24 protein-coding genes are annotated in these 26726 nt (G+C 57.4%); 11 read left to right on the top strand and 13 right to left on the bottom strand.

Features of this window, described 5'->3' with window-relative positions; genetic code table 11:
* Nucleotides 1–7: 7 nt before the first annotated feature.
* Entirely contained in the window at nucleotides 8–1171 is a 1164-nt protein-coding gene (locus tag ABD796_RS14965; protein WP_344908904.1) for an MFS transporter, read from the bottom strand.
* 200 nt (nucleotides 1172–1371) lie between these two features.
* Here ABD796_RS14965 and ABD796_RS14970 point away from each other — a divergent pair, with 200 nt between their 5' ends.
* From ABD796_RS14970 to ABD796_RS14995, 6 genes are all read left to right on the top strand, one after another.
* Nucleotides 1372–3294: an ABC-F family ATP-binding cassette domain-containing protein gene (locus ABD796_RS14970; RefSeq protein ID WP_344908905.1), complete on the top strand. Its 1923-nt coding sequence runs from the start codon at nucleotides 1372–1374 to the stop codon at nucleotides 3292–3294.
* Between the two features lie 29 nt (nucleotides 3295–3323).
* Entirely contained in the window at nucleotides 3324–4148 is an 825-nt protein-coding gene (locus tag ABD796_RS14975; protein WP_344908906.1) for a helix-turn-helix domain-containing protein, read from the top strand.
* A gap of 367 nt (nucleotides 4149–4515) precedes the next feature.
* Entirely contained in the window at nucleotides 4516–5487 is a 972-nt protein-coding gene (locus ABD796_RS14980; RefSeq protein ID WP_344908907.1) for a Gfo/Idh/MocA family protein, read from the top strand.
* Nucleotides 5488–5537: 50 nt separating this feature from the next.
* Nucleotides 5538–6371, top strand: coding sequence for a sugar phosphate isomerase/epimerase family protein (locus ABD796_RS14985; RefSeq protein WP_344908908.1), 834 nt, complete (start codon nucleotides 5538–5540; stop codon nucleotides 6369–6371).
* A gap of 303 nt (nucleotides 6372–6674) precedes the next feature.
* Complete coding sequence (locus tag ABD796_RS14990) at nucleotides 6675–8651, top strand: LTA synthase family protein (protein ID WP_344908909.1); 1977 nt, start codon at nucleotides 6675–6677, stop codon at nucleotides 8649–8651.
* A 131-nt stretch (nucleotides 8652–8782) separates the two neighbouring features.
* Entirely contained in the window at nucleotides 8783–10342 is a 1560-nt protein-coding gene (locus ABD796_RS14995; RefSeq protein ID WP_344908910.1) for an ABC-F family ATP-binding cassette domain-containing protein, read from the top strand.
* 122 nt (nucleotides 10343–10464) lie between these two features.
* Here the strand turns inward: ABD796_RS14995 and sigW are convergent, their stop codons facing one another.
* The 6 genes from sigW to ABD796_RS15025 form a co-directional block, all read right to left on the bottom strand.
* Nucleotides 10465–11103 carry an RNA polymerase sigma factor SigW gene (sigW, locus tag ABD796_RS15000; protein ID WP_344908911.1) on the bottom strand — a complete coding sequence of 213 codons (639 nt, stop codon included), beginning with the start codon at nucleotides 11101–11103 and terminating at the stop codon, nucleotides 10465–10467.
* Between the two features lie 106 nt (nucleotides 11104–11209).
* On the bottom strand, nucleotides 11210–11362 hold the full coding sequence (locus ABD796_RS15005) for a hypothetical protein (protein WP_344908912.1): 153 nt from the start codon (nucleotides 11360–11362) through the stop codon (nucleotides 11210–11212).
* Nucleotides 11363–11444: 82 nt separating this feature from the next.
* On the bottom strand, nucleotides 11445–12113 hold the full coding sequence (locus ABD796_RS15010; protein ID WP_344908913.1) for an ImmA/IrrE family metallo-endopeptidase: 669 nt from the start codon (nucleotides 12111–12113) through the stop codon (nucleotides 11445–11447).
* A complete protein-coding gene (locus ABD796_RS15015) occupies nucleotides 12110–12457 on the bottom strand; it encodes a helix-turn-helix domain-containing protein (protein WP_344908914.1) in 348 nt (115 codons plus the stop codon). Before ABD796_RS15015 ends, ABD796_RS15010 begins: the two co-directional genes overlap by 4 nt.
* Before the next feature lie 75 nt (nucleotides 12458–12532).
* Nucleotides 12533–13924, bottom strand: a complete 1392-nt coding sequence (locus ABD796_RS15020) for an extracellular solute-binding protein (protein WP_344908915.1) — start codon at nucleotides 13922–13924, stop codon at nucleotides 12533–12535.
* Nucleotides 13921–15327, bottom strand: a complete 1407-nt coding sequence (locus ABD796_RS15025; protein ID WP_344908916.1) for an extracellular solute-binding protein — start codon at nucleotides 15325–15327, stop codon at nucleotides 13921–13923. The genes ABD796_RS15020 and ABD796_RS15025 overlap by 4 nt, the downstream gene beginning before the upstream one ends.
* A gap of 413 nt (nucleotides 15328–15740) precedes the next feature.
* On the opposite strand from ABD796_RS15025, the gene ABD796_RS15030 reads away from it, so the two are divergent.
* Entirely contained in the window at nucleotides 15741–16733 is a 993-nt protein-coding gene (locus ABD796_RS15030) for a hydroxyacid dehydrogenase (protein ID WP_344908917.1), read from the top strand.
* A 216-nt stretch (nucleotides 16734–16949) separates the two neighbouring features.
* Here the strand turns inward: ABD796_RS15030 and ABD796_RS15035 are convergent, their stop codons facing one another.
* The 5 genes from ABD796_RS15035 to ABD796_RS15055 form a co-directional block, all read right to left on the bottom strand.
* Nucleotides 16950–17702 carry a DUF3221 domain-containing protein gene (locus ABD796_RS15035; protein WP_344908918.1) on the bottom strand — a complete coding sequence of 251 codons (753 nt, stop codon included), beginning with the start codon at nucleotides 17700–17702 and terminating at the stop codon, nucleotides 16950–16952.
* Between the two features lie 91 nt (nucleotides 17703–17793).
* Nucleotides 17794–18267, bottom strand: coding sequence for an ankyrin repeat domain-containing protein (locus tag ABD796_RS15040; RefSeq protein WP_344908919.1), 474 nt, complete (start codon nucleotides 18265–18267; stop codon nucleotides 17794–17796).
* 57 nt (nucleotides 18268–18324) lie between these two features.
* Nucleotides 18325–18870, bottom strand: a complete 546-nt coding sequence (locus ABD796_RS15045; RefSeq protein ID WP_344908920.1) for a hypothetical protein — start codon at nucleotides 18868–18870, stop codon at nucleotides 18325–18327.
* Nucleotides 18857–19507 carry a hypothetical protein gene (locus ABD796_RS15050; RefSeq protein WP_344908921.1) on the bottom strand — a complete coding sequence of 217 codons (651 nt, stop codon included), beginning with the start codon at nucleotides 19505–19507 and terminating at the stop codon, nucleotides 18857–18859. Before ABD796_RS15050 ends, ABD796_RS15045 begins: the two co-directional genes overlap by 14 nt.
* Before the next feature lie 222 nt (nucleotides 19508–19729).
* Entirely contained in the window at nucleotides 19730–20596 is an 867-nt protein-coding gene (locus ABD796_RS15055; RefSeq protein WP_344908969.1) for a helix-turn-helix domain-containing protein, read from the bottom strand.
* Between the two features lie 181 nt (nucleotides 20597–20777).
* Between ABD796_RS15055 and ABD796_RS15060 the strand changes: the two genes are divergently transcribed.
* Complete coding sequence (locus ABD796_RS15060) at nucleotides 20778–21548, top strand: TIM barrel protein (RefSeq protein WP_344908922.1); 771 nt, start codon at nucleotides 20778–20780, stop codon at nucleotides 21546–21548.
* A gap of 25 nt (nucleotides 21549–21573) precedes the next feature.
* Nucleotides 21574–22548 carry a Gfo/Idh/MocA family protein gene (locus tag ABD796_RS15065; protein ID WP_344908923.1) on the top strand — a complete coding sequence of 325 codons (975 nt, stop codon included), beginning with the start codon at nucleotides 21574–21576 and terminating at the stop codon, nucleotides 22546–22548.
* Nucleotides 22549–22643: 95 nt separating this feature from the next.
* Here ABD796_RS15065 and ABD796_RS15070 read toward each other — a convergent pair whose 3' ends face one another.
* Complete coding sequence (locus ABD796_RS15070; RefSeq protein WP_344908924.1) at nucleotides 22644–23198, bottom strand: helix-turn-helix domain-containing protein; 555 nt, start codon at nucleotides 23196–23198, stop codon at nucleotides 22644–22646.
* A 151-nt stretch (nucleotides 23199–23349) separates the two neighbouring features.
* On the opposite strand from ABD796_RS15070, the gene tdh reads away from it, so the two are divergent.
* Nucleotides 23350–24402 (top strand): L-threonine 3-dehydrogenase, encoded by a 1053-nt coding sequence (gene tdh, locus ABD796_RS15075; RefSeq protein WP_344908925.1) that lies wholly within the window; start codon nucleotides 23350–23352, stop codon nucleotides 24400–24402.
* A gap of 273 nt (nucleotides 24403–24675) precedes the next feature.
* The gene (locus ABD796_RS15080; RefSeq protein WP_379120408.1) at nucleotides 24676–25857 is read left to right on the top strand and encodes a glycine C-acetyltransferase; all 1182 of its coding nucleotides are present in this window, start codon (nucleotides 24676–24678) and stop codon (nucleotides 25855–25857) included.
* Nucleotides 25858–26726 lie beyond the last annotated feature (869 nt).

The following is a 26726-nucleotide window of genomic DNA, read 5'->3' on the forward strand; positions in this document are numbered from 1 at the left end:
TACATTATCAAGACCTCGACACCGTGCCTCCCCGGCCGAGTCCGCGCATCGCGATAAACCCGACGCCTCCAGCGAAGCATAAGACGGCGGCGGTGCGGTACATGATGCTGAAGCCGGCGTGGTCGATCAGCCAGCCGCCGACGTTGCTGGCGATCAGCACTGCGAGGCTCGTATAGACCATGCTGAACAACGTCTGCGCCGTCGTTTTCCAGCCTTCGGGGCAGAGATCGTTGGCGCACTGCACGCCGGCCGCATAGAACAGCGCGAAGGTGATCCCCTGGAGCATCTGGCTGGCGAGCAGCAGTCCCATAGGGGGATCGAATGAAACGATGCACATCCTGAGCGCCGCCGCGAACGCCCCGAGCGCCAGCATCCGGCGGTAGCCGAATCGCTCCGAGAAGCGTGCCGCCAGAATGAAAAAAGGCAGCTCCGACAAGGCGGACACGGCGGTCAGCCAGCCGATCTTCTCCGATACGTTGCCGCCGGTCGAGCCGACATAGACCGAGAAAAACACGCTAAAGCATTGCGTTCCGCTCGCCACGAGCAGCACGAGGAGCAGAAACATCCGAAATTCCTTGTTTTGCAGCAGCTTGCCGATATCGCTCCACGAAGCCGCCTTTCGCACGCCCCCGCCTTTCTCCAGTACGAGCGTAATCGCAAAGACGACTACCATCATCACCATGTAAAACACAAACATGTGCCGAATCCCAATATGCGAATACATGATGCCGATCGGCGACACGAGCACGGCGTACCCGATGGAGCCCCACATCCGCGAAGCGCCGTACGTCTGCCTGTATTTCTGCGCATGCGCCACGGCGATGGCGTCGGATAACGGAATCATCGGCGAGTTGAATATCGCGATCGCTACCGCCGTAGCGGCATACAGCGCAAAGCCGCCCCCGGTCGAGTAGCCGAAGGCGATGGCCGGCGTCATGAGGCTGCAAATCATCAGCACGGCTTTTTCGATGCCGTGCTTGTCGCATAACAGCCCCCAGATCGGCTGCACCACCAGCGCGACCAGCGGCCCGATGGCGTACAGAATGCCGATCTGCTGGCTCGTCAATCCGGCTTCTCTTAGCCAAAACGCCAAAAACGGAGCATACGAAGCGGCTGCGGCAAAGAAAAAGAAATAATAGACGTGTGGCGCATAGGTGTGCAATCGATTCATGCTGCTCAGCTCCATTTGGGTTCTTGCATTGCCTTGTCCGTACAAGCTCTATCGGAGCTAACGATATCACGCCTCGCCGTCGGCCGTCAATGCATCGTGCAAAACGCTTTCAAGTCGTCTCCGCTTAAACGTTCAGTTCCCCGGCAAAATATGCTATGCTTGACTGTACAAAACCATCAGCCAAGGAAAGCGAAAAAACAATGAACCTACTGACTGCGGAACGATTGAGCAAAAGCTTCGGCATGAAGCAGCTGTTCGAGCAAGTGTCCTTCGGCATAAGCGAAGGCGAGAAAATCGGATTGATTGGCGTCAACGGCACAGGCAAATCGACGCTGTTGAAAGTGATAGCCGGAGCGGAGCAGCCGGACGCCGGAACGATCTCCATCCGCAACGGAGCCACGATCGAATATTTGCCGCAAAATCCGGCGATCGACGACGAGGCAACAGTGCTCGGCTATATTTTCAGCGGCAATTCGCCGCTTATGCGGCTGCTGCGCGATTACGAGAGCGCCCTCGACCGGCTGGAGCGCGGCGAGGACAGCCCGGAGCTGCAGAAGCGGCTGCTGGAGCTGAACGCGCGGATGGACGCGGCCGATGCCTGGCAGGTCGAGAACGAGGCAAAGCGCATTCTGAACAAGCTCGGCATCGACCGTTACGACGACCTTATGGGCACCCTGTCCGGCGGCCGGCGCAAGCGGGTGGCATTGGCAGGAGCGCTGATCCGGCAGGCCGATCTGCTCATCCTGGACGAACCGACCAACCATATCGATACCGATACGGTCGATTGGCTGGAGCAGCATTTGTCCAAATCGAAATGCGCCCTGTTGATGATCACCCATGACCGGTATTTCCTCGACCGGGTCGCCGACCGTATCCTGGAGCTCGACCGCGGCAGTCTTTACGGCTATGCGGGCAGCTACAACCTGTATTTGGAGCAAAAGGCCGAGCGGCTGTCGCAGCAGCAAGCCTCCGAGGAGAAGCGGCAAAACCTGCTGCGGCGCGAGCTGGCTTGGATTCGCCGCGGGGCGAAGGCGCGATCGACGAAGCAGAAGGCGCGGATCGAGCGCTTCGAGAAGCTGCAGGACGCCGCTCCCGAAGGCGCAGCCAAAGATATGGACATCGCCCTCTCCGGCGCTCGCTTGGGCAAAAAGGTGATCGAGCTGGAAGGCGTCTCCAAACGTTACGGGGAGCGCGACATTATCCGTTCGTTCAGCCTCATCGTGCAGCGCGACGACCGGATCGGTATCGTCGGACCGAACGGGGCGGGCAAGTCGACGCTTCTGAAGCTGATCGCAGGCTCGCTCGCGCCGGACTCCGGTACGGTGGACATCGGATCGACGGTGAAAATCGGCGTATTTTCCCAGGAGAACGAAGAGCTCGACGAGTCTCTGCGGGTGATCGAATATATTCGCAACGCCTCCGAACAGGTGCGAACGTCGGACGGGGAGCTGATTAGCGCCTCGCAGATGCTCGAGCGCTTCCTGTTTCCCCCTTCGGCGCAATGGACGCCGATCGCGAGCCTATCCGGCGGCGAGAAGCGGCGGTTGTTCCTGCTGCGCATTCTGATGGAAGGGCCGAACGTGCTGCTGCTGGACGAGCCGACGAACGACTTGGACATTCAGACGCTCGGCGTGCTGGAGGACTATCTGGAGCGGTTTCAGGGCGCCGTCCTGGTCGTGTCCCATGACCGTTACTTTCTCGACCGGACGATCGATTCGCTGCTTGTGGCGGAAGGCAACGGCATCCTGTCCCGCCATGAGGGCAATTTCACGGAATACCGCGATCGGCTGAAGGAAGAGCAGGCAGCCGCGCTTACCGGCAAGGATAAGACGGAGCGCGCGGCGACGGAGACGTCTCAGGCCAGCCCTTCCAAGGATAAGCCGCTGAAGTTCTCGTATAAGGAACAAAAGGAGTTCGAGGAAATCGACGACCGGATTGCCGAGGCGGAGCAGGCGCTGCAGGAAGCGGCGGAGGCGATTGCCGGCAGCGGCACCGACTACGAGGAGCTGATGCGGCACACGGCCAGACACCGGGAGCTAGAAGAGGCGCTCGAATTGCTGCTGGAGCGCTGGACGTACCTGAACGAGCTGGCGGAGCGGATCGAACGGCAGCGCAACGGTTAAATTTCCAAGAACTCGTCGGAGGAACCAGCATGCGACAACCGGACTTTTTTATACGGGGCTCGATCAGCTCGTTCAATGAGGATTGGTACGATGACGGCTTTCATCAGAATACGACGCTCGAAATCGAATTCGTCGTCGAAGGCCGCGGGCTGTTCGAATGGCCGGAACGGAAGGCTTTCGTGGAAGCCGGTCATATCGTCGTCATTCCGCCCGGCATCAGCCACCGGTTCGCCGCCGTCACGAAGGTGCGCTTTGGCGTGCTGCATTTGCAGGACATGCCTCCGTCGCTTCAGGAGGCGGCCGACAAGCTGGTGCAGGACAGCCGGCAGCCGCGCATTTATGCGCTGTCCCGCCTCGACCGCGACCGCTTCGAGAAGCTGTTTCGCGAATGGCTGCGTACGCACGCCTCCCCGTTAAAGCTGTGGGAGCGCACGCAGGCCGTATGGGCCGAGCTGCTGGTGCTGTATTTGCTGGAGCACGCCCAGACGGATTTGCAGGCGATGACGATTACGAAGGCTGCCGACTATCTGCGCGAGAACTTGCGGGAAAGCGTGCAGATGGCCGATCTGGCCGAATTGACCGGCCTGACCGTCGCCGGCTTCCGCCGGACGTTCGAGAAAATGTACAGGGTCAGCCCGAAGCAGTACCAGCAGCAATGCCGGATGCAGGAAGCCAAATGGCTGCTCAGCGCGACCGACAAAGACTTGAATGAAATCGCCGAGCAGGTCGGCTTTCACCGCCTCCACTCGTTCTCCCAATGGTTCAAGTGCGCCGAGGGCGCCTCTCCCTCGTTATGGCGCAAACGACATCAGGCGCTGCACGGCCGAGACAGCCAAGCCGTAGACGAGGGTTGAGTCCGTTCTCCATTGTGGGCGAAGGGGTGCACGGTCATAGAATCGCGCCCCTTCTTTTTCTCTGATTATTATTCCGTTTTTTCCACTTTACCCTTTCCGCTCTCCTTGTCTCCACTTACTCTCCCTTCTCCTACTGTTTTTCTCTTGCCTTTTCATTTGCCATCTCCTGCTTCTTCGCTCCCCTTCCGGACACCCGCCGCGCCGCCGCTAACCGCTTCGGCGCTTCGCTGCTCTTGCCCTCCCCTTTGTGATCCGCTATACCCACCTTTTACTTTTTGCGTAAATTCCGGCTTCATTTCGATAAATACTTTTCCGTTCATTTCCACTATTGTTGTTCGTGTAACGATACATAAGGGAGGAATCCGCCATGAATAAAGTCAAAATCGGTTTTATCGGTGTCGGCGGCATGGCCGAGCATCATATCAAAACGCTGCAAAAGATCGAAGAGGCCGAGCTGACCGCTATCTATGACGTCAACGGCGAGCGCGCCGCACAGGTGGCTGGCACGTACGGAGCAAATGCGTTCGAAAGCGCCCAAGCGCTGATCGACTCGGGGAAGGTCGACGCGCTGTTCGTTTGTACGCCTCCGTTCGCCAGAGGCGAAATCGAGGAGCTGGCGGCATCCAAAGGCATTCACCTGCTGGCCGAGAAGCCTGTCGGACTCGACCGGGAAACCGTACGGCGGGTAGGCAAAACGATTGCCGATTCCGGCATTATCCATTCCTCGGGCTACTGCCTGCGTTATTTGGAAACGGTTCAAAAGGCGAAAGCCTACTTGCAGGACAAAACGATCAATCTAGTACTCGCTTACCGAATCGGCGGCCTGCCTCCGATGAAATGGTGGGCGCAGCAGGACAAGTCCGGCGGCCAAATGGTCGAACAGACGACGCATCAGGTCGATCTGGTCCGCTACCTGACCGGCGAGTTCGCCGAAGTGCAATCCCTCTACGCGCAGCGCAGCATCCGGCAGCTCGATCCGGACGCCACCATCCCGGACGTGGGCATCGTCTCGTTCACGATGCGCTCCGGCGCGATCGGGTCGGTCGTCAACTCTTGCGTATCGCCGCACAAAGGCCACGGGGAGCTGGAAATTTACGGACCGGACTACTATCTGTGCATTAACGGCAAATCGCTGACGATCCACGACGCGGAAGGCAATCGCACGGAAAGCTGCGAAACCGACTTTTATCTGGAGCAGGACCGCGCCTTCCTACAGGCGATTCTTGCCGGACGCCAGGATCTGGTGCTGGGCGGGTTCGACGAGGCGGCGGCGACGCTGGAAGCGACGCTGGCTTTTAACGAAGCGGCGGAACGGAAATCCGCGGTATCGGTCGGTTAAGGCCACCTTTCATCAAAATCGAGAAAACCTTTTAAGGAGGCTTGAAAGCTGTGCTCAAAAGCGTAAACCAGTGGTGCTTTCCCGAAGGAACGCCCTTGTCCCAAGTGTTCGCCATCAGTCAAAAAGCCGGCTACGACGCCGTGGAGCTAAATTTATATCCGGCAGGAGCGCCGGCAGGCTTCACCGTCGACACGACGCCGGCCGAAGCCGACGCCATCGCCAAGCTCGCAGGCGAACACGGCCTGCAGCTGCGCAGCCTCTCCACCGGACTGTTGTGGAAACACCCGCTTTCCTCCCCGGATGCCGAAGTTCGCGAGCAGGGCGGAGCCATTGTCCGAAAGCAGTTGGAGCTTGCCGAACGGATCGGCGCAGACTCCGTGCTTGTCGTTCCGGGAAGCGTTGGACCGCATAGCTCCTACGACGTCTGCTACGAGAATAGCAGCCGGGAGTTGGAGAAGCTCATTCCCGTAGCAGAACGGCGCGGCGTGAAGATCGGCATCGAGAACGTATGGAACAAATTTTTGCTCTCTCCGCTTGAAATGAAACGGTATGTGGACGATTTGAATTCTCCGAACCTCGGGGTTTACTTCGATGTGGGTAATATTTTGCTGTACGGATTCCCGGAGCAGTGGATTCGCATTCTGGGCAGCCGCATCGTGAAAGTGCATGTGAAAGATTTCAAGACGGCGGCGGGCAACCACAGCGGCTTCGTTCCCCTGATGGCCGGCGACGTAAACTGGCCCGAGGTTGTAGCCGCCTTGAGGGAAATCGGTTACGCGGATACGCTGACGGCCGAGATCGGCATTTACGGCAAAGATCCGCTCCAAGCGGTGTACGATACAGCCAGACAGCTGCAGGCGATCATTTCCGGGCATCCAGGCTGATAGAACCCGCGCCTTAAGCCTCAGGCTATGAGGTGCCATGCCTGAAGCTCAAGCCCGAAAACTCTGAAACATTTTGGGCTGCAGCTGTGGGCTTTATGAAAATTTCGATCGCGGCACACCCGGATCCCTCTTCTACATATGAACGAAATATGAACAAAACAAGCCCAAGAACCCGCTCCCAGAGCGGGTTTATTTTATTTTTGCGAGGTAATATATGGATATATTAAGGTTATATTAAGGTACGGATCTTACAATAACATGCATACGAATCGAACATTGAAGGAGAGGAGATAATGAATCCGCATGCATAGCGCTTTTTTATTGCGAAGACGCATCATGTACCGGCTGACGAAAACGCGAAAACGAACCGTTGCGGTTACGGCGTCCACCTTGCTTCTGTTCCCCGTCTTGCTTGCATTCGGCGTAGAGACCATCGGGCGAGGGACTTTTACGGACGCTTGGATGTGGATCGGGGCGAATCCGGCCCTGTTCGCCATCAATGCTTTGCTGTATAGTTTTGTTTTTCTGTTTCTCTATTGTTTGCTGGGCTCGCTCGTTCCATCCGCAGGCGTGACGGCGCTGCTCATGTTCACCGCCGCCCTGATTAGCTATTTCAAAACGAAAATGATCGGTGAGCCTTTCTTTCCCTGGGACATTCTCTTGAAAAAAGAAGGCACCAATATTATACCGCTCGTATCTGGAAGTGCCGTGCTTACCCGGGTCGCCATCGTCGCAGCCATCGTGCTCGGCCTGTTCTTGCTGCGCCTGATCGTTCCTCGCTTCCGTCTGCCCATATTGACGCGCCTGGGGCTCGGCGTTCTGGCCGTGGTCTGCTTGTACGGCATGGCTGGGCGTTCGCCGGCTGCGGAGCGGCTGTTCGACCGGGCGGGCGTCAGCGAAATCGTCTGGAACCAGCAGGAGAATTACGGGAACAACGGCTTTGGGCTGGCTTTTACGCTGAATATCCAGAATGCGATTATTAAAAAGCCGCCCGGCTACGGGGAGGCGTCCATCGCTACGGTCGCGCAGTACATCACCGACAAACAGAGCGTCCCGGCGTTCAAAACCGTATCCGCAGAAGACAGTCGGCAGCCGAACGTCATTTTCATCATGAACGAAGCGTTCTGGGACCCCACGCTGCTGCCGGACGTATCGTTCAGCGAAGACCCGATTCCGACCGTACACCGGCTGCAGCAGGAATCGACGTCCGGCTACCTGCTATCTCCGCAATTCGGGGGCGGCACAAGCAACGTAGAGTTCGAGGTGTTGACCGGCAATTCGATGAGCTTCCTGCCGAGCGGCTCGGTTCCTTACCAGCAGTACGTCAACCAGCCGGTGCCGAGTCTGGCCAGCTATTTCGAGAGCAAAGGCTACAAAAGCATGGGCATCCATTCGTACGACGGCTGGTTCTGGAACCGCGACAACGTGTACAAAAATTTCGGCTTTGAAAGCTTCAAAAGCAAAGACAAATTCGACAATCCGGAATACAAAGGCAATTTCATTTCCGATGACGAGGTGTCGCGGAGCATAATAAGCGCCGTAGAGGAATCAGAGCGGCCGATGTTCATCTATGCGGTGACGATGCAAAACCACGGAGCTTACGACGACAGCCGTTACGGCGAAAACGCGATCCGCGTGGACGGCAACCTGACCCCGGAGGCGGCCGGCATTCTGGAAACGTACACGCACGGAGCGCGCGACGCCGACCAAAGCCTGCAATTGCTCATCGATCATTTTGAGCAATCCGACCAACCGACAGTGATCGTGTTCTACGGCGACCATTTGCCGATGCTCGGCTTCGATTATGACGTATACAAGCAGGCAGGCTTTATCGGGAAAGGCACTTGGTCGTTGGAGGAGCTGAAGAAAATGCGCAGCGTCCCGTTCGTCGTCTGGTCGAACTTCGACCTGCCGCAGGAGCAAGTGCCGACGATCAGCAACTCGTTCCTGGGGGGCTACATTCTCGATAAGCTGGATATGGAGCTGCCCGCCAACTTCGCATTCACGCTCGATCTGTTCAAGCAATATCCCGGACTGTTGTCCAACCTGGTCGTCGACGCGGAGCAAAATATGTACGCCACCGCGCCGGAGGCCGCCAAGCCGGCCCTCGACCAGTATCGGGAGCTGCAATACGATCTTTTGTTCGGCAACCGGTATTTGGCTCACTTTCTCGACGCCGACTATTTGACCAAATCCGCCTTGGACGACTATAACATGGAATTCGAGCCGCAGATTGCCTCGGAAGCTCCGGCGGCTGAAGACGAGGACGATTCCATTTAAACAGTACGGACGAACGTACGCGACGCTTCTCCGCGCCGGCCTTGTGCCGGCGTTTTTGTTTGGCGTCCCCCGTTGTGTTTTCGCCCCGGCTCCGACTATAATAAAAGCAGAACAGATGAAAAGGGTGCGCAATGAGTATACTAACGGTTAAAAACTTGAGTCATGGCTTCGGCGACCGCGCTATCTTCCAGGACGTATCGTTCCGGCTGCTGAAGGGCGAGCATATCGGACTGATCGGAGCGAACGGCGAAGGCAAATCGACGTTCATGAATATTATTACCGGCAAGCTGCAGCCGGATCAGGGCAAGGTTGAATGGTCGAAGCGGGTTCGCGTCGGCTATCTGGATCAGCATGCCGTGCTGCAAAAAGGACAGACGATCCGCGACGTGCTGAAAACGGCCTTCGCTTATTTGTTCGAGATGGAAGCGGAAATGAACGGCATGTACGAGAAGATGGGCGAGGCGACGCCGGAGCAGTTGGAAAAAATGCTTGAGGACGTCGGCACGATTCAGGATGCGCTAACGAATCACGACTTCTACCTGATCGACGCCAAGGTCGAGGAAATCGCCCGCGGGCTCGGGCTGGAAGATATCGGTCTGGATCGCGACGTCCACGACTTGAGCGGCGGACAGCGGACCAAGGTGCTGCTGGCCAAGCTGCTGCTGGAGAAGCCGGATATACTGCTGTTGGACGAGCCGACGAACTATTTGGACGAGCAGCATATCGAATGGCTGAAGCGGTATTTGAACGACTATGAGAATGCCTTTATCTTGATCTCCCACGATATCCCGTTCCTCAACAGCGTGATCAACCTGATCTATCATATGGAGAATCAGGAGCTGAACCGGTACGTTGGCGACTACGACGTGTTCGAGCAGCAGCACGAGGCGAAGAAGCTTCAACTTGAATCTGCCTTTAAGAAGCAGCAGCAGGAAATCGCCGATCTGAAAGATTTCGTCGCCCGCAACAAGGCGCGCGTCTCCACGCGCAATATGGCGATGTCGAGGCAGAAGAAGCTGGACAAGATGGACGTTATCGAGCTGGCTCGGGAGAAGCCGAAGCCTGAATTTCGCTTCAAGGACGCGAGAGCGTCCGGCAAGCTTGTCGTGGAGACGAAGCAGCTTGTTATCGGCTACGACGAGCCGCTGTCCCGCCCGCTCGATCTGCGGGTCGAACGCGGCCAGAAGATCGCTCTCGTCGGCGCCAACGGCATCGGCAAGACGACGCTGCTGCGCAGCGTGCTGGGGGAAATTGCGACGCTCGGCGGCTCGGTGGAGCGCGGCGAATATTTGTACATCGGCTATTTCGAGCAGGAGATGAAGGGCTCCTCTAGCGGCAATACGTGCATCGAAGAGGTGTGGAACGAATTCCCGTCTCTATCCCAGTTCGAGGTGCGGGCCGCGCTTGCCAAATGCGGGTTGACGACTAAACATATCGAAAGCCGGATCGAAGTGCTGAGCGGCGGCGAGAAGGCGAAAGTCCGCCTGTGCAAGCTGATCAACAAAGAGACGAACCTGCTCGTGCTCGACGAGCCGACAAACCATCTCGACCAGGACGCCAAGGACGAGCTGAAACGGGCGCTGCAAGCGTATAAGGGCACGATTCTGCTCATCTCCCACGAACCGGAATTTTACCGCGACGTCGCGACGGAAGTGTGGAACTGCGAGTCGTGGACGACGAAAGTATTGTAAAGAGGCGGCGCCGCACCTGCGGCCTCTCCCCGCCGATGACAAATAAGGCAAGCCCCGAGGCTATTTCCATGCCCGGGAGCTTGCCTTTTTCCATGCGGATCTCGCTTTTAAACAGCCTCGCTTCACGCCTTGACCATGCCGCCATCCAAGTTCATCTGGAACAGCATGCTGAACAACACCATCGTCAGCCCGACGGCGGCGGTGACGCCCCACTTCTTGCGCAGCTGCTCCCGACCGCGATACAGCCGCGTCTTCACCGTCGTTACCGGCAAGCCGAGCTGCTCGCTGATCTCCTCCAGCGTCAACTCGTTCAGGTAGTACAAGGTTACGATCGTCCGGTATTTCTCGGACATTTTGTCGATCACTTTGCGCAGCTGATCTTGAAACTCATTGGACAGAACGCGGCTCTCCGGGCTGATCTCGTCGCTCTTCAGCTTATCGTAGAACGTCCGCTCCTGGTCGTTGTTGAATCCGGTATCGAGGGAATGGACATCTTTCTTTTTGCGCAGCAAATCGATGCACAGGTTTTTGCCGATCCGGTAAATCCACGTCGAGAACTGCTGCTTCTCATCGTATTGGTTCAGGTTCAAATAGACCCGCACGAACGTCTCCTGCACGATGTCTTCCGAATCGTGCTGGTTATGCAGCATCCGGTAAGCAAGCATGTGAAGCTTATCCCGATACCTGTGAATCAGTTCCATAAAAGCAGCGGAATCGCCGGTGCGAGACAGCTGAACGAGCGTAACCTCCGTAGCATTCATGACGCTTCCTCCCCAAATCGAAAGCTTCAACTCTACTACCAGTATACCACAAACCGCGGCAAATTCTTAACTTTGCCCCCGATTCGTTTACGCTTCGTTCCAAGCGCTACTCCGACCAGCCGCATCGAACGGGATAATGGTCCGATAGTTGTTCCATAGCGTCGTCGTGCACAATCGAGGAGACGGCCCCCCGCCGGCGCAGCGGCTCGTTGATCAGCACGTAATCGAGCCGCAGCCGGGCGGCGTGCGACTGTTTCATTTTCTGATTGTAGCACAAAGAGCCGCGGCATGGTCCATTACGGCGGCGGCTTTACAAACTCTTTTCATCCGGCTGGCGGAGGCTACAAATCCAGCGTCAGCTGCTCATGACAGGCCGCTTTCTCCTTGTCCGGCCGGCCGATCCGTCCGTCGGAGCCCATGCGGATATGACCAAGCTGCTCCAGCCGGACCGAGACGGCGGAAACTGAAACTTTCAAACATTCCGCCAGCCGGTACAGATGGTGGAGCCGGAAGCGGCCAAGCATGCTCAACTGCCGCACGGCGCGTTCCATCATCGCCCGGGGCATCAGCAAGCAGCCGGCAAACAAATCCGCCTGTATTTCCTCGGCCGGCTTATGCGACAGGCTGCGGCAATAATAGGGCGAGGCCGCCGCGGGCGCGACGCTGCGCAGCATGGCGCCGTCCGCAGCATGAAGCACCCAGTGGCCCAACTCATGAGCCAGCGTGAAATGATACGTACCGATCTTCTCCTCGAACAAGCGGCGCTGCGATTCATTCAAAATAATCAGCTTGCGGTCGGGAAAAATCGCCGCCATGACCACCCCGTCGCTGTCGAGCTGATCGATCGTTTCCCATGCGATTTGCAGATCGTAATGGAACTCCACGATTTCTTCGATCGGCACGGGGCGTACCTGCTTGTCGTCCGGCTCGAATCCGTAATCGGATAAAATCCGTTCCGTGATCCGCTCCATCTGCTCACGGGCGATGTAACCGACGTTGGATCGGCTCATTCCGCATCCCCTTCCTCCTCGCGCTGCAAAATTTCCTTAATCTCCTCCCACTGGGAGGGCGACAGCTTGGACGCTTTGCGGAGAAACAGCGGAACGTCGCTGTTTTCCGTGATCAGCTTGTGAAACGTGGCAGGCACTTTTTTGGCCTTCAGGATCAACTGCTCGGGCTCCACCTGCAGCACCTCGGCGATGCGTATAATTTTATCCTCGGCGGGCGGGTCCATCGTGCCGCTTTCTATTTTGCTTATGTACGTAAAATCGATGCCGACCAGCGCGGCAAGCTGCCTTTGGGTAATTTTATGCTGTTTTCGCAGGCTGCGGAGCAGTTCGCCGAATTCGCTCATAGTTCTGTTCCTCCTCTTACCGTCAGTATGACCGACGTTGAATTATTCGTCAACATGGATGGAAAGCGTGTTTTCTCACTCGCGGACATGCTCGCCCATCCGTTCTCGGACGAGCCGGCACAACGTCTCCTCGTCGATCAACTGCGATCCGTATAACTTGAGCCATCCCCACAATATCCCGCGGCCCGCCGTCGTCAGATTCAAGTCGCGGTGAAGCCGAAGCGACGGCAAAATGTCCCGGAACAGATCGAACTGCGAGGGCCGGTTTAAATCCTCCCGGACAACTCCCTCAGCCGCCGGCTTCAACGAAGGCAGACTCAGCGTTTCGCGACGTATTCGCATTTGAGCCGCTTCGGAGCCCAGGAACTCGACAAGCAGACGCGCCTCGCGCTTATTCGCCGAGCTTTTGCGGATACATGCCCCGTAAGCGATCGTCAACGTCCGCGGCTCGCGCATATAGGGCAGCGGGGATATGGCGTAGTCCAGATCGGAATACTTCCATGCGTTCATGCTGCTGTAGCCGGCCAGGATCATCGACACCTTGCCCTTCTCGAACAGCTGTCCGGTATCGTCGTCGCTCTCCGACAACACCTGGAGGAAGCTGTCCGGGTCCTGAATGATCCTCCGATACAACCTGACGCTATCCAGCAGAGGAGTTCCCGCTATATCGCATACTCCGCTGCGATCCCTCTCGAAAGCGGAGCCGCTTTGCAGCAAAAATACCGGCCAGCGGTCGGACGAAAGCTCATAGAACACAAAGCCGTGCCGCTCTCCCTTTCTCGTCAATTTCCGGGCATAGTCCAGGCAAACGTCCCAGGTCCAGCCGCTGTCCGGCTCCGGCAGCCCCGATTCGCGAAAATGCGCCTTGTTGTAGCAGAGCACGAGCGGGGAAAAAAACAGCGGTTGTCCGTACAATACGTCTTCGGACGCGAAGCTTTCCTGCAAAAAACGATACGTGCCGGGCGCGACGCTCAGCGGCTCCAGCGTGTGCAGCAGCCGATATTCGGCCATTTCCTGAAAAAAGGCGTGGTCGGCAATAAACAAATCCACCAGCCCGGCCTCCATAAATTCCTTCATGAAGGCGTGCAGGCTTCGCGGAACGGTAATCGTATTTACCCGGATATCGGGGTATTGCATCCTAAAGTCGTCCAGCAGTCCCGATAAAGCCATATCGCGCTCCAGATCGCCGCGAATTCCGAGCGTAATCGTCGCCTCCGCTCTTGTCGCGGCGCTCTCCGTTACTTGATTGCCGACGCGGGGAATTTTGCGAATCAGCTCTTCTTCGACCAGCAGGTCAAGCCCTTGGCGAACCGATTTGTTGCTCATTCCGAACTGCCCGGCCAAATCCGTTTCGGATGGCAAATAGTCTCCGGGCAGCAGTCTTCCGCTCGCGATATCGTCCCGCAGCTGCTCGATCATCCGCTCCAGGCGGAAGCGAAACAGCCTTTGGCTCGTCTTTCCGCTCATGGGGCTCCTTCCTTCCGCGCGTTTCCGTCAACGCCTTGGTCCAGTTGGGCGCATAATGCATGCTCGTCGATCAGATCGGCCACGTACTGCTTCAGAAGCTCGCGCAGCGCGTAAAACGACTTCGGCGCAAGCCCCAAATCGCGATGACGGCGATAGCCGGGCACGATGTTGCGGTACAAATGAAACCGGGCGGGCCGGTTCAGCCCGGCCTCGTCCTCCGCAGGGCCGTCCGCCACCCGCTTCATGGCCGGTATGCTGAGCGACCGTTCGCGAATGAAGCGCTGGGCCGATTCGGAAACGAGAAATTCGGCCAACGTCCGAGCGGCCGGTTTGTTGCGCGACAGCCGGTTGACCGCAATGCCGATCGACGTCAGCAGCGTCCGTGGCTCGCCGTTGAACGGGACGGGGGAAATGTCGTAAGACGGCCCTTCCTTGGCAAATTCGTTCAACAGCATATAGGTGCTAATAATCATCGAAGCTTGGCCCCGGCCGAATAAGTGGACAAAATCGCGGCTCGACTCCGCCATATAATCGGGGAACATGTCGCGGTCGCGGACAATCGACTTGTACAGCCGGATATTTTCCAGCAGCTTCGTGCCTTGCAGCCGGATTTTACCTTCCCCGTCTCTCTGAAAGCCGCTGCCGCTCTGCAGCGGAAATACGGGCCACCGGTTGTTGGACAGCGGATAAAAGCACAGCCCGTACCGCTGGCCCGGAACGGCGAGGCGGGAGGCGCACTCGATCGCATCGGCCCATGTCCAACTGCCGTCCGGCTCCTGCACGCCCGCTTCGCGGAAATGGTCCTTATTGTAAGCCAGCACGACCGGCGAGAAAATGACCGGCAGCGCAAGCTGCGTTCCCGAGCAGGCAAACATGTCGTTCAGAAACGGATATGTCCCGTCCGGCGGGGACAAAGGCTCGAACGGCAGCTCGCGGCCGCTCTCTGTCATTCCCCAAAATATCTCATCGTTGATCATCGCTGCGTCTACAAGTCCGGCATTCAAATGCGACTCCATGGTGCCGCCATGTTCGCCGTGCGCCAGATTGACGACCTCGACGCGAATATCCGGGTGCAGCTTTTCGAACTGCTCGATCAGCCCAGGCAGCCTCATGTCCCGATCCAGCGAATGCATTGATCCGAGCACCAACGTAGACACGGGGCGCTTCGCCGCATGGGTGACAATGCTCCCGACCCGCGGTATTTTCTCGATCAGTCCTGCGTTCATCAGTTGTTCGAGCCCTTTGCGGACCGTTTTGTTGCTCAAGCCGAACTGCTTGACGAGAGCCAGCTCGGAAGGCAAATAATCGCCTGGCGCGTATTTGCCGTGTACGACAATGTCTTCCCTCAGCAGGGCAATCAGATCGTCAAGCCGGTACGGTTTACCGGTCGGTCGTGTTGTCATCGCCGATTCAGCCTCAATTCCTTCATATCGCTACTTGTCATTGTACCTCTATTCGTTACGGTAACGCTATTCGTCGAACCTTTCTAACCGCCCATTCCAGGAATGGTGCCCAGGCTGTACTCGATACGGAACGCATTCGAACAACCGTCCCCGCCGCGGCGGTAACTCTATCTTAATGGAATACACATGAAAAAGTACAGCAGATTACTGTACTTTTATGCGATATTTACACTACATAAAATAATATTGACAGATTTGTCGTTAGATTTTATGCTTTTTACATCTGTTGTGAGTTACATTTGTTCTACAACCAAGACTATTCATTCCCAATCTTTATTTTCAGTACTAAACTGGAATGAACAAAATACATCAGTATACAGCAGATAAAACTTGATGGAACGAGGCTGAACACGATGACGCTAAAGATCGCCATTCTGCCGCCCGACAGCGCGCGGCAACGGGTTTTGAACGACAAGCATCTGACTCAATTGAAGCAATGGGGCGAAGTCGTATGCAACGGAAGCGGAACGAACGACCCCGAGGCGATTCGCGGCACGATTGCCAACGCCGACATCGCGATTACGACATGGGGCACCCCTAGTCTGAGTGGAGATATTCTTGATGCCGCTCCGCATTTGAAAGCGGTTATCCACGCGGCCGGGACCGTCAAGCCGATCGTATCGCCAGAGCTGTGGAGCCGGGGCATACGCGTATCGAGCGGCAACGGTCCGCTCGGGAAGGGCGTGGCGGAAACTGCCCTCGGTCTGACGATCGCCAGTCTGAAGAACATGTGGAAAATATCCCGGGAAACGGAAGAAGGCGGCTGGGCCGAGGAGAAGCAGCGGGTCCGCGAGCTATACGACATCACCGTCGGGGTTATCGGTGCAGGCAAGGCCGGTCAGCATTACATCAAGCTGCTGCAAAACTTCGACGTCACCGTTCTGCTGGCCGATCCGCTTGTTACGGCGGAGCAGGCGAAAGCGATCGGCGCCTCGAAGGTGGAGCTGGAGCAATTGCTCGGCCTCGCCGACGTCGTTTCCATCCATGCGCCGTCACTGCCGTCCACCTATAAAATGATCAATCGAGAGCGGCTCGCTCTGATGAAAGATAACGCCATCCTGATCAATACCGCGCGCGGCTCGATTATCGACGAGGAAGCGCTCATAGCGGAGCTGAGACAGGAGCGCCTGTCCGCCTGCATCGACGTGACCGATCCGGAGCCGCCTGTAGCGGATCATCCGTTCCGCAGCTTGCGGAACTGCACCCTGACGTCGCATATCGCCGGTTCGGTTACGAACGGCATGTACCGGCTCGGTCAATTCGCCGTCAATGAGGTCGAGCTTTGGAAAAACGGCGGGCGCATGGAAGGGGAAGTGGAAGAGTCGGAGATGGCTTTTCTCGCCTGATTGCCGGCTGCCTGTTCGGGACGCTCGCCGCTTGAGGAGTTCATACCGGAATTGGGGACTATTCGAAGCCGAGAGCGCATATCCCGTCCAGCCGTACGCTCAACGAGGTCCAATATGGCAAGGGCCTGCGCGGCCTGCGGAAGCAAGCCGCAGCAGCACAAAAAGCCGGAAGCGCGCTATCCTTGCGCGCCATCCGGCTTTTTGCCCCCGACCTCATCATTCCCCGACAATCTCGATCTTGACGACGCTGCTTTGCCCGGGATATGACTGCAACGTAAGTCCCGTCGACCAAGCCTGCACTCTCATACCGACCGTAAGGCTTTCGAACGACACCGTCTCGGGACGGTCGCCGCCACGGACGACTTTGCCGTCCTCGCTCAGCGTAATCCATACCGCCACGGGATCCTTCGTATTGCCGTTCGTCCGACTGGCATCGACCACGAGCACCCGGTCGCTCTCGACCTTCCGAATCGTGCCGGCCACATCGGCCGTAGATTCGCAGCACGCCCGGACCGACAGCTCGATCGGAAACGGCCCGCCGGCATACTCGTACAGCGACTGGCGAACTTCCTTCAGCTCCTGCACCGCGATCGGCTTGTCGACATCGCCGTATCGGCGCACGGTCATCATCATATGATCCTTGCCCGTACCGAAGGCGAGCACCTGAACGGAATGCTTCTCCTTCAAGTCCTCCACATGCCGGAGCAGCTTGCCGTTGATCTCGGCAAGGTCGATCTTATCCGTCTGCCCTTCCGCCGGCAGCGAAAGCTCCTTCATCGCCGCTCTGTCCGACGACGGCAGCTCCCGGGCCGCCTTTCCCTCTGAAGGCTGCAATACCGTCTGCTTCTGCCCGTCCGACTGCTGGCCCGCATTCCCCGCTGCGGACGCCCCGCCGCATGCGCTGCAGGCGAGCAAGCAAGCGACAGCGAGCCAACTGAGGAGCAGGCTGCTGCTACCGTTTCCCGACATCCCCGCACATCCCTTCGTCATTTTTTTCCAGCTAGCTTTATGGACGCCAAGATATCCGGAAAGGTTGCACATGGGGCGGGAAGCGGGATTTTTATTTACGCAGTTGAGCGGCCATCTCTTCATCCTCGCGCTGCAAGGCGATCTCGAGCGGGGTGTGTCCCTTGCGGTTTTTTGCTTCACGGTTCGCGCCTCGGGTCAGCAGCAGCTCGACCACGTCCAAGCGCTCCTCGCCGTCGGACACCTGCGTGTGCAGCGGAGTGCTGCCGTCGTCGGATGCGGCGTCGATAAGCGCACCGCGATCCAGCAGCCGGGCCGCCACTTGTGGATCAAGGGCCAGATGCAGCGGGGTGATTCCCTCGTCGTTGCGGGCGTTCACCTCGGCCCCTTGGTCGATCAAGTAGTCGATCATCTTGACATTTTCCGTCATGACCGCGCCGTGCAGGATGGAAAATTCGTACTCGTCTTTCCCCTTGATCAGTTCGGGGTTAGCATTCAGTATCTTCTTGACTTGCTTGAAATCTCCTACTTCGGCGGCTTCGGATAAATCCTCGAACTCAAAGGCCATCTCGCTCGCTCCTCTTTCTCGAAATCGGTATGTAGTTCTCGCGGTTCTGCCCACCGGTTACGGAAAATCCAGCTCCGCGTCGATCGTGCGAAACATTTCCTTGATCTGCTCCGGATAACGCTCCTCCAGCGACTTCCATTTCGCGTTGGGCAGCACCAGCAGCTCGTGCGTATCGGAGAAATACGACGCCTCGAACAGACGAAGCTCGTATTTGTCCCGAATCAGCCCGTTCATGCCGCGAATCGTCATATAACGGTCCTTCTGGGAAAAGCTTAGCGGGATTCGATGCAGCTCTCCGTTATAGGTGACATCGAGCCCTTCGTCGGTTGCGGCGGCCTGGACGGTTTCGTCCGGAAGATTGCGGCCGATCAGAAGAACGATCTCTTCGTCTTCTTCCCGCCAGTCCACGATGACGCCGAACACGGCGGCGAACAGATCGCGAATTTGGTTGCCGTCCTCCTGCTTGTCTCCGGTCAGCAAATCCTGCGCATCGTTAACGCCGTATCGTTTCAGTACGGAGCCGTGCTCCTGCCCGAACGTCTTCAGCCGTTCCGCGTCCCCTTCGAGCAGCATCGCAAGCTCGTTGTCGCTAGGCATTCTCATGACTTGTCCACCTTTCGATTGTCTCGAGTTCCCGCAGCGCTTCCTCCGCATGCCTCGCAGGGTGAAGAGCGTGAATAAGAGCCTCCGTCACAGGAGCCCCGGCGTACACTTGTCGGACGGCCTCCAGGGAAACCGGCATTTCATAGTAGCTTTCCGCCCATTTCGCATAAGCGTCCGGGGTTTGCCGAACGGTGCCCAGCAAGAAGCCGGAGCCGTCGTCGGCGCCGTCCGGCAGACGCACTTCGCCCTTGCTCCAGACGGAAGCCCCTTGTTCCCGCCACAGGCAAAAGGTAACCTCGTCCCGTTCGAGCGCTTCGTCGTCCAGCAGGCCGAACAGCGCGGCCGGCACTTCATCGTAAATGCCCGGCCATACCCGGTATGCGTCCCCGGCATGCGGGCTCAAGAGAGATTCATGATCGAAGCCTTTTACCAAAACTCCCTGCCGGGCAAACAGTATGAACATGACGTCCCCCGCGCCGTTATCCACGGTCGCGAGCGTACTGCCGTCGGGCCTGCGAGGTTCCAGACTGTAGTAGCGCAGCCAAGATTCCGGACATAAAATCAAATCGAGGATAGCCGATGCGCGCAAACTATTTTTCAACATATACGGTTCCATCCATTCCACCGCGATCGTCATAGGCTCTCCTCCTTCCCATCCAGTTTAATGCCGGAGCAAGAGGCCGCACATCCGTCCTTCGCCCCAAAGTTGGAAGAGACCTCAGCCTATTACCCTCCGATCGGCTCATTCAAACAGCAAAATAACGCGTATCCGGACAACGCCAAAAGAGCGGTCGGTGCGACCGCCCTTCGCGGGCTCGCGGACTCCATTATTACGGCAAAGTCAGTCCGGTGCAGCCCCCTATTCAGCCGCTTGGCGCGCTTTGTATTCGCCCGGCGTCATTCCGTGAATACGTTTGAAGGCGCGGATAAAATAATTGGCTTCCATTCCCAGCGCGGAAGCCGTGTCCTGGATGCTCATATCGAGACCGAGCAGATGAAGCGACTTTTCAAAACGAAAATCTTCCAAATATTTATGCATCGTCATTCCGTAAGCTTGCCTGAAGAGCCGGTTCAAATGCTGCACCGTGTAGCCCAAGCTTTGCGCGCATTCGGCCAGCAGGATCGGTTCCGCATAATGCTCGCGGATCATCTTGGCCGCCATCCGGACGGCGGCAGCGCCGTTCTTCGCCTCGCCGGGAGCTTCCCTGTCCGTTCGAAGCGCGGACTGCTTCAGAACCTCCAGCAGCAGCTCGTAAAGCAGCACGGAGACGCTCCATTCGTGCTCGGGCGCGTTTTGCCGCACAAGCTGATACATGTTGTCAAACAGCACCCAGATCGTTTTCGTCGATCTTAGCGGGATCGTTTCCATAAGCGGCACCTTCATCATGTCCAGCAGGCTGCCGATAGCCGGTCCCGTCATCGTGATAAACCCGTGCATCCATACCGTATCGGGATGCGGATAGTACGTGTGGGGTACATGCGCCGGCAAAATGCAAGCCTCGTTATCCCCAAGCGTCCACTCCTTGCCGGTGTGCAAATTTTGAAACCGGCCGCCTCCGGATCGGTTAATAAACAAATGCGGCACCGGGAACCCTTCGAGCCGGATAATTTTCTTCTGTTTGCTGATCCCGATCTTGTACAGCCGCAGCGGAAGGTTGGTCAGGATTGCGTCGTCCAGCACATAGGGACGTATTTGGTGAATTCGATTCCCCTCCTCTTTCCCCATATTCAATTTATGCTATCCATATTCAAAAACTCAGATTGTTTTCGACTTGCGGCCGATGATAAGATAGCCCTGAACAAGCAACATCCGAAGAGTTACTCCCAAGCTTGTGCTGCAAGGCCATCATAGCCAAACGTGTTTTATTTGTCCAGTTCTTTTACGTTCAGCAAGGAGGAGAGGTAAATTGAAGTACGCTTTGAGTGCGGGCGCTTACAAAGGGAAAAATGTTATTGAATTGCTAGAAAAAGTAGCGGAGCACGGATTTCACGGTCTGGAGTATTTGAACTGGCGGGCCGTGCCGGACGTCAAGGAGCTGGTCAAGGCGCAGGACCGCCTTGGCGTCGGCATCAGCGCGGTATGCACGACTTTCTTCAACTTGGTCGACGGCTCCAAGCGGGAGCAATACTTGGACGGACTCGTCCAGACGCTGGACTTTTGCAAGGCGGCGGGAAGACCCAGCATCATTACGCAGACCGGGCAGGAAATGCCGGGTATAGCGCGCGAAAAGCAGAAGCGCGACATGGTGGAAACCTTGAAGCGTTGCGCTGCCCTGTGCGAAGCGGCCGGCGTCGTGCTCGAGCTGGAGCCGTTGAACGGGCTGGTCGATCACCCTGGCCACTTCCTGCAATATTCCGACGAATCGGCCGATGTGATCGACCAAGTCGGCAGCCCTTGCGTCAAGCTGGTGTTCGATGTGTACCATCAACAAATTACCGAAGGCAACGTGATTCGTAACGCGGTCGCTTACTTGGACCGCATCCATCATTTTCATATCGCCGACAATCCGGGCCGCAAGCAGCCGGGAACCGGGGAGCTGAATTACGTCAACATTTTGAAAGCGATCAAGGGAACCGGATTTGACGGCTTTGTCGCTTTGGAATGCGGGTATACGATCGATACGGACGAAGCGCTTATTCAGTTCAAACGGGATATTCTCTCTCATGTCGAGTCTTAGGAACAAACGGAAAGGGTGACCGAGAGTGACGTTAAAGATCGGTTTTATCGGAACGGGAGGCGTAGCCAAGGGGCATATGGCGAACTTGGCGGCTATGGAAGAGGCCCAGATTACCGCCTTTTGCGACTTGCAGCAGGAGCGTGCCGAAACGGCGGCGCGCGATTGGCCGGGAGCCAAAGCGTATACGAGCATCGCCGACATGCTGGACGACCAAAAGCTGGACGCCGCTTTTGTATGCTTGCCTCCGATGGCGCACGGCGATGCGGAGCGGGCGCTGATTGAGCGCGGCATTCCTTTTCTGGTCGAAAAGCCGCTGGGCGTGGACTTGGAGCTTCCTCGCCAGCTGGCAGCCCAGATCGAAGAGAAAGGGCTCATTACGTCTGTCGGCTATCAATGGCGCTATATTCAATCGCTCGACGAGGCGAAGCGGTTTCTGGAGTCCGGCCGTATCGGAATGACGCTCGGCTACTGGATAGGCGGAATGCCCGGTGTACCGTGGTGGCGCGTGCAGCGTTTGTCGGGAGGGCAGTTCGTCGAGCAAACGACGCATATCACGGATATGCTGCGTTATTTATGCGGTGAGGTGGTCGAGGTGTACGCGGCGTACGGCCATCGCGTCCTGCACGAACGCGAGGAGGGCGCCGACGTACCCGATGTGGGCACGGTTACGATGAAGCTGGCCAATGGCAGCGTGGCGACCATTTCCAACGCATGTCTGCTGCCGGCCGGCGGCAAGACGGGACTGGAGGTATTTACGGACCAGGGCGTGCTGGAGGTGCAGGCGAATGGAACTCGCATCATCCGCAAAAATGGAGATGCCTCCGCCCCGTTCGATGTTACGCCCAATTCGCGGGTATTCGAGGACATCGCTTTTCTCAACGCGGTCCGCACCGGCGACCCGTCGTCGATCAAGTCGTCTTACGGCGACTCTCTGAAAACGCACGAAGTGACGATTGCCGCCAATGTATCGGCCGCGACCGGCAAGCCGGTGAAACTTTAACAACTTTAACCTTAAAATGGGCAGCCATCCGCTACGTCTTGCGGGGCTGCCCTTTTCCTTTCGCCGTCCATAAAACGGGTTGTCCACCGTCCGGACTAGAACGGGTAACGGATCACGATCTGCAGCCAGACGGTTTCATCGGTATTGTTGACGTATAGATGACCTTGATCGGCGTTAAAACGGATCGCATCGCCCTGCTCCGCCGCATGCACCTCATCTCCGATATGCAGCTCCAAGCACCCTTGCGTCACGACGATAAACTCCTCCACGCCCTCCTGGTGCGGCTCGGATTGATGGTTGCAGCCGGGCTCGACTTTGACCGTATAAACCTCGAAGTGCGTCGTCGCATCGAACGGAAACACCGGGTACGCCTGGTACTTGCCCTCGTTCTCGGTTATCGGCTCCACCTCGGCAAAACGCACGATCGTCACCTCCGACTTCTCCTCCGCGATCAGCGCGGTCACGGAAATGCGCAGCCCGTTGGCGATTTTCCACAGCAGCGAAATCGTCGGATTCGAATCGCCGCGCTCGACCTGAGCCAGCATCGCCTTGCTGACCCCGGTCAGCTCCGCCAGCTTATCCAGACTCAAGTCGCGCGATTTGCGGATCGCCCGCAAGTTTTTGCCCACTTTAATCGGAATATGATCCATTCGGTACGTTCTCCTTCGCTCGCTAAAGTTGTATACTATATTGTACAAAATAAATATTATATTGAAAAGCCCATTGCCCTTCAGTCCATCCTCTTGTATGATATAACATATTTAAGTATGTTATGTTGAACAAATGAGGAGGAACTCGGCTATGGGCGCCACTATGCTCGCGTTGCTGAAAGAACACCGCGCCTCGGGACTCAGCTTGAGGCACGTTCCCGTTCCCGCCGTAGGACGCGGAGACGTCTTGATCAAAGTCAAATCCAGCTCGATCTGCGGAACGGACATGCACATTTATAAATGGGACGCTTGGGCGGAACAGACGGTCGTCACGCCGAACGTCGTCGGTCACGAGTTCGCGGGCGTAGTCGAAGCCGTCGGCGCGGAAGTGACAAACGTGCGCCCCGGCGACTACGTGTCCGCAGAGGGCCATGTCATATGCGGCGTATGCCGCGCCTGCCGCAGCGGCAACGGTCACGTTTGCCCGCATACGCGCAGCTTCGGCATTACGATTCCCGGCTGCTTCGCGGAATACGCGATCGTGCCGGCGACCAATATCGTGCACAACGATCCGCGCCTCCCTTCCGAGCTTGCCTGTTTACAAGACCCGCTCGGTAACGCCGTTCAGTCCGTGATGGCCGGTGATGTTGCGGGCAAAAGCGTAGCGGTCATCGGGGCCGGGCCGATCGGTCTGATGGCGGTAGCGGTCGCTAAAGCTTGCGGAGCCGGGAAGGTCATCGCCGTGGACATTAACGACTTCCGGCTGCGGATGGCCACTCGGATGGGAGCAGACTCGCTCGTGAACAGCGCGACCCAGCCATTGGCCGAAACGCTGAAGGAATTGACGGGCGGCGAAGGGGTCGAAGTGCTGCTGGAGATGTCCGGCCATCCGGACGCGATCCGGCAAGGGCTCGAAGGCTGCGCCAATGCCGGTCGCGTCGCGCTGCTCGGCATACCGGCGGGCAGCGTGGAGCTGGACTTGTCGCGCAGCATTATTTTCAAAGGCTTGCGGGTCGACGGCATTACCGGTCGGCGTATGTACACGACCTGGTACCAAGTAAAGGGTCTGCTGGACAGCGGCCGGATCGATCTCGCCCCGCTCGTGACGCACCGGTTCCGGCTGGAGCAGTATGAGGAAGCGTTCGAGCTGATGCGCAGCGGCAATTGCGGCAAGGTCGTTTTTACGCATGATGACTTGGCTTGAAGGCGCAGGTGTAAGTGCAGGTGTAAGTGCAGGTGTAGGTGCAACTGCAGGTGTAGGCATAGGCGTAGGCGCAGTGTAAGTGCTGGCGTAGGCGCAGTGTAAGTGCTGGCGTAGGCGCAGTGTAAGTGCTGGCGTAGGCGCGGTGTAAGCACTGACGTAGGCACAGGCGTAAGTTCTGGCACAGGCCCGCCGTTGCCTTCCTTGAAAACGCCAACAAACGCAACAAAGTGGAACGACAACGAGAATGAATCGCATACGAGGGGGACGACGATGATGCCGACATCATCTTTCGATTACTTAAACGACGAGTTGGAGCGACTGCGCGACAAAGGCATGTACCGCCTGCCGACCGTCTGGTCCGGCGGCTCCGGGCCGTGGATGGAGCTGGACGGGCGCTTGCTGCTTCAGCTTTCGTCCAACAACTATTTGGGCTTCGCCGGACATCCGGAAATTCGGGCCGCCGCCATGGAAGCGATCGAGCGTTATGGCGCAGGGAGCGGCTCGGTCCGTACGATCGCGGGGACGCTGGATATTCACGACGAGCTCGAGAAGGAATTGGCGGATTTTAAAGGAACCGAAGCGGCTCTTGTGTTTCAGTCGGGGTTCACGACGAACCAGGGCGCGCTGTCGGTGCTCGGGCCTGACGACCTGATCATTAGCGACGAGTTGAACCATGCGAGCATTATTGACGGCATCCGGCTGACCAAAGCGGAGCGGGCCATTTACGCGCATGCGGACATGGACCAGTTGGAGCGAAGGTTGAAGGAAAACGACGGGCGCAAGCGGGCGTTCATCGCTACCGACGGCGTATTCAGCATGGACGGCGATATCGCACCGCTCCCCGCCATTGTCGAGCTCGCCGAACGTTACGGCGCCTATGTGTACGTGGATGACGCCCATGCCAGCGGAGTGCTCGGCCGCAACGGGAAAGGCTCGACGGATCATTTCGGGCTGCACGGACGCGTTCACGTGCAGATCGGCACTTTATCGAAGGCGGTCGGCGTCGTCGGTGGCTATGTAGCCGGCGCGGACGTGCTCAAGCGGTATTTGATCCACAAAGCGCGGCCGTTCCTGTTCAGCACCTCGCACCCGCCGGCCGTCGCCGCAGCGTGTTTGGCTGCCATTCGTTTGCTGCGCCGCAGTCAGCCGCTGATCGACAAGCTGTGGAGCAATGCGAATACGTTTCGCTCGCGGCTGCAGAAGGAAGGCTTCGACACCGGCGCTAGCGAGACGCCGATCGTGCCGATCCTGATCGGGCAGCCGGACAAGACGGCTGAGTTTTCGCGCGAGCTGCTGAACGAAGGCATCTACGCCCAAGGCATCGTCTACCCGACGGTCGCGATGGATAAGGGCCGAGTAAGGTGCATCGTGACGGCGGCGCATACACCCGACGACCTCACTTACGCCGTCGAGCGCATAACTGCCGTCGGCAAGCGAACCGGGGTGCTGCGTTAGGCGGGACGCGGGAGAGGGATGCCGGGGAGCGGGGACGGTGGGGGGCGCTGTGTTGTGTTAGGCGTGACGCCTGTGGCGGTACGGTGCCGCGATAGGCGTCACGCCTGGGGTGGTACGGTGCTGCTTTAGGCGGAACTCGTGGGGCGATACGCCGGGGACGGCACCGGCATGGGATGAAGGTGTCGCGTATATGAACAGCACCGGCACCGGTCGAGCCCATAAGGCGCTTCCTTGAGATTCGAGCTATCACCTGCCAAATTACAGTTTGAGTTTAGCCAATTATATGTCCAGACGCCTCTTCCTTCTGATTCGGGAAGCAGGCGTTTTTTTGTGGAGATGAAATTAGAGGCCGCCTTCGAGGAGGTTAGCTGGAGACACGTCGGCTTGTACGTTAGTTCGACGTCTTGCAAGCCAAACACGATTCCTTCCCCGGTTAAATCGAGCTGCTTGCTTGTACGACTGAAACTGCGAATCAGGTCGTTCCGCAGCACGCCCCCCTTTAGTGCTCGAAATAGCATTACCTCAGAGAAGCAGCCGGTTTTCGTAGCAGATAATGCTCTTTTTGGCACTATCTTACTCTCAACCAGCTAATCTGTGCGGTTTTCCGACTCGTGACGCATCCTTAATGCTCGAAGTAGCACTATCTCGTCAAAAGCACTAGTTTTCTATGCAGATAATGCTCTTTTTGGCACTATCTTACTCTCGACCTGCTAATCTGTGCGGTTTACCGACTCGTGACGCATCCTTAATGCTCGAAATAGCACTATCTCGTCAAAAGTGCTGGTTTTCTGCGCGGATAATGCTCTTTCTGGACTTATGTCAAGAAAGTGGACAGTGAATTAAGGAACCTTTAGCTGGAGCGGCGTTTG

Source organism: Paenibacillus hodogayensis, from assembly GCF_039536325.1.
GTDB lineage: Bacteria > Bacillota > Bacilli > Paenibacillales > NBRC-103111 > Paenibacillus_AB > Paenibacillus_AB hodogayensis.